Genomic DNA, 4,024 nt, shown 5'->3' on the forward strand with positions numbered 1-4,024 from the left:
GACCCGGCTCCGAGCAGTCGCGCCGCCACGGCGTTCTCCGCGACGACGCACCAGTCGCGGTCGAGCGCGACCGCCGGCGCGGGCTCGTGCGCGTGCAGCACCCGACGGACGGCCTCCATGAGGACGGGACCGGGCGCCGCTGCCGGTCGCGGGAGCCCCGCGAGGCCCGCGGCACGGAGGAGGTCGTCGACGTCGTCACCTGCGAGGTCGAGCGCGGCGGCGAGCGCGAGCACCATCGTCCGGCTCGGGACCGTCCGCCCGGTCTCCAGCCGCGAGACGTGCCGCGTCACCGTGCTCGCGGCGAGGGCCAGCGACTCCTGGCTGAGCCCGCGGCGACGTCGCCAACCGCGCAGCCGCTCGCCGAAGTCCACGCGGGCGAACCTAGCGACCGGTCCGCGCCTCGCACCAGGACCTCGCACGTCCTGGTGCGGGACGACCCGCGCGCCCGACGCTCGCCCTGCCCGGCAGACCGGGCCGCCGTCTCGTCACCCGGGAGTCCCCATGTCCCTGCTCCGCCGTGCCCTCGTCGCCGACGCGACGCTGACCGCGCTGTCCGCCCCGACCTTCGTCCTGCTGGCGCCGCAGGTCGCCGCGCTGACCGGCCTGCCCGTGGGCCTCGTCCGCGGGGCCGGTGCGTTCCTCGTCGTCTGGTGCGGGTGGTTCTTCGTCGTGCTCCGGCACGAGCCGCCACGCCGCCGGCAGGTGGGGGTCGTCCTCGTCGTCAACACGGCGTGGGTCGGCGCGGGCGTCGCGCTGGCGTCGGGCGCGGCCGGCGGTCTGACCGCGGCCGGTGTGACAGTCGTGCTCCTCCAGGCCGTCGCGGTCGCCGGCCTCACCGTGGCGCAGGTCGTCGGGATCCGGGCGGCACGCACCCCGACGACGACGGTCCGCCTCCCGCGCAGGGAGACGGACCGTCGGTCGACGGCGCCCGAGGCGCCGGCCGAGGTCAGCTGACGAGCGACCGCAGCACGTACTGCAGGATGCCGCCGTTGCGGTAGTAGTCCGCCTCACCGGGGGTGTCGATGCGGACGACAGCGTCGAACTCGACGACGCCGCCGTCGGCCTTCGTGGCCGTCACGTGCACCGTGCGGGGCGTGCGGCCCTCGTTGAGCTCGGTCACGCCGGCGATGTCGAACGTCTCCGTGCCGTCCAGGCCGAGGGAGTCGGCGTTCTCGCCCTCGGGGAACTGCAGCGGCAGCACGCCCATCCCGATGAGGTTGGAGCGGTGGATGCGCTCGAACGACTCGGTGATGACCGCGCGGACGCCGAGCAGACGCGTGCCCTTGGCCGCCCAGTCGCGCGACGAGCCGGAGCCGTACTCCTTGCCGCCGAGGACGACGAGCGGGACACCGGCCTCCTGGTAGGCGACGGACGCGTCGTAGATCGTCGTGTCCTCGCCCGTGAGCAGGTTCTTGGTGAACCCGCCCTCGGTGCCGGGCACGAGCTGGTTGCGCAGGCGGATGTTCGCGAACGTGCCGCGGATCATGACCTCGTGGTTCCCGCGGCGCGAGCCGTAGGAGTTGAAGTCGCGACGCTCGACCCCGTGCTCGGCCAGGTAGACGCCCGCGGGGCTGTCCGCCTTGATCGAGCCCGCAGGGCTGATGTGGTCGGTCGTGACCGAGTCGCCGAGCTTCGCGAGGACCCGTGCACCGGTGATGTCGGTGACGGCCTCGGGCGTCGCGCCCATGCCCTCGAAGTACGGGGGCTTGCGGACGTAGGTCGACTCGGCGTCCCACTCGAACGTGTTGCCCTCGGGCGTCGGCAGCGAGCGCCACCGCTCGTCGCCGGTGAACACGTCGGCGTAGTCCTCGGTGAACATCTGGCGGTCGATCGACGCGTCGATCGTGGCCTGCACGTCCTCGGGCGACGGCCAGATGTCCTGCAGGAACACCGGCTCGCCGGCCTCGGTCGTGCCAAGCGGCTCGTTCTCGAAGTCGAAGTCCATCGTCCCGGCCAGCGCGTACGCGATGACCAGCGGCGGCGACGCGAGGTAGTTCATCTTCACGTCGGGGTTGATGCGCCCCTCGAAGTTGCGGTTGCCGGACAGCACCGAGACGACCGACAGGTCGTGCTCGTTGACCGTCGCCGAGACCTCGTCGGGCAGCGGGCCCGAGTTGCCGATGCACGTGGCGCAGCCGTAGCCGACCAGGTGGAAGCCGAGCTTCTCGAGCGCGGGCCACAGCCCGGCCTTCTCGTAGTAGTTCGTGACGACCTGCGAGCCCGGCGCCATCGACGTCTTGACCCACGGCTTCGCCGACAGGCCCTTCTCGACCGCGTTCCGCGCGAGCAGCGCCGCGGCGAGCATGACGGACGGGTTCGACGTGTTGGTGCACGACGTGATCGACGCGATGACGACGTGCCCGTGGTCGAGCTCGGTCGACGTGCCGTCGGCGAGCGTCACGGGGACGCGCTTGTGCGGGCGGCGCGCGACGTCGCCATGCGGCGCGGCCGCGGGCTCGTCGGACGTGTCGGTGTGCGCGCTGGCCGCGATCGGGTCGGACGCGGGGAACGTCTCCTCGACGGACTCGTCGAGACCCGTGAACGCGGCGGCCTCGTGCGGGTCGACGTAGTCGAGGATCGACGCCGCGAACGACTCCTTGGCCTCGGACAGCTCGATGCGGTCCTGGGGGCGCTTCGGGCCGGCGATCGACGGGACGACCGTCGACAGGTCGAGCTCGAGGTACTCGGAGTACTCGGGCTCGGTGTAGCCCTCGGCCGTCGGGTCGAGCCAGAGGCCCTGCTCCTTGGCGTACGCCTCGACGAGCGCGAGCTGCTCCTCGGAGCGGCCGGTGAGGCGCAGGTAGTCGATGGTGACGCCGTCGATCGGGAAGATCGCGACCGTCGAGCCGAACTCGGGGCTCATGTTGCCGATCGTGGCGCGGTTCGCGAGCGGCACCGCGGCGACGCCGTCGCCGTAGAACTCGACGAACTTGCCGACCACGCCGTGCTGGCGCAGCTTCTGCGTGATCGTGAGGACGACGTCGGTCGCCGTCACGCCCGACGGGATCTGCCCCGTGAGCTTGAAGCCCACGACGCGCGGGATGAGCATCGACACCGGCTGGCCGAGCATCGCGGCCTCGGCCTCGATGCCGCCGACGCCCCAGCCGAGCACGCCGAGGCCGTTGACCATCGTCGTGTGCGAGTCGGTGCCGACGCACGTGTCGGGGTACGCGCGCCCGTCGCGGACCATCACGCCGCGCGCGAGGTACTCGATGTTGACCTGGTGCACGATGCCGGTGCCCGGCGGGACGACCTTGAAGTCGTCGAACGCCGTCTGGCCCCAGCGCAGGAACTGGTAGCGCTCGCGGTTGCGCTGGTACTCGAGCTCGACATTGCGCTCGAACGCGTCGGGGCGGCCCGCGACGTCGATCTGCACGGAGTGGTCGATGACCATCTCGGCGGGCGCGAGCGGGTTGATGCGGGACGGGTCGCCGCCGAGCTCCGCGACGGCCTCGCGCATCGTGGCGAGGTCGACGACGCAGGGCACGCCGGTGAAGTCCTGCATGATCACGCGGGCGGGCGTGAACTGGATCTCCGTGTCGGGCTGGGCGTTCGGGTCCCAGCCGGCGAGCGCGCGCACGTGGTCGGCGGTGATGTTCGCGCCGTCCTCGGTGCGGAGCAGGTTCTCCGCGAGGACCTTGAGGCTGAACGGCAGGCGCTCCAGACCGGGGACCGCGGCGAGGCGGTAGACCTCGTACGAGGCGTCACCGACCTCGAGGGTTCCCTTCGATCCGAAGCTGTCGACGCTGCTCACGTGGTGCTCCTTCGCTGGGCGAGTCTGCCCGGGGATGGGGGTCACCCAGGCGGCAGGACGGTGCGACCTCCCAGCCTACGGCGGCTCGGGTCGCGAATTATCTCGACGTCAAGATACATGCTCGGAACGGCTCGGCGCACCTCCGTCCACGCTCCGGGCGCGTCGCCCGGGACCGGCACGCCGCGGCCCCCGTCGCCCGCCCGGCGACGAGCCGGACCACGACGGGGGCCGACGGGCCGCGCGCGGCCGGTCAGGTCGTCCCGGACGCCT

At 72.4% G+C, this 4,024-nt stretch carries 3 protein-coding genes; 1 reads left to right on the forward strand and 2 read right to left on the reverse strand.

All coding sequences use genetic code 11. From position 1 onward, the window contains the following. The coding region (locus HGA02_RS12420; protein ID WP_168679274.1) for a helix-turn-helix domain-containing protein at positions 1-371 on the reverse strand (371 nt) is incomplete at its 3' end. 130 nt (positions 372-501) lie between these two features. Here HGA02_RS12420 and HGA02_RS12425 point away from each other — a divergent pair. Further along, positions 502-954, forward strand: a complete 453-nt coding sequence (locus HGA02_RS12425; protein WP_168679275.1) for a hypothetical protein — start codon at positions 502-504, stop codon at positions 952-954. Here HGA02_RS12425 and HGA02_RS12430 read toward each other — a convergent pair. After that, positions 947-3,754, reverse strand: coding sequence for an aconitate hydratase AcnA (locus HGA02_RS12430; protein ID WP_168679276.1), 2,808 nt, complete (start codon positions 3,752-3,754; stop codon positions 947-949). The genes HGA02_RS12425 and HGA02_RS12430 overlap by 8 nt on opposite strands. Positions 3,755-4,024 lie beyond the last annotated feature (270 nt).

Source organism: Cellulomonas septica (assembly GCF_012396155.1).
In the GTDB taxonomy this organism is placed as follows: domain Bacteria; phylum Actinomycetota; class Actinomycetes; order Actinomycetales; family Cellulomonadaceae; genus Cellulomonas; species Cellulomonas septica.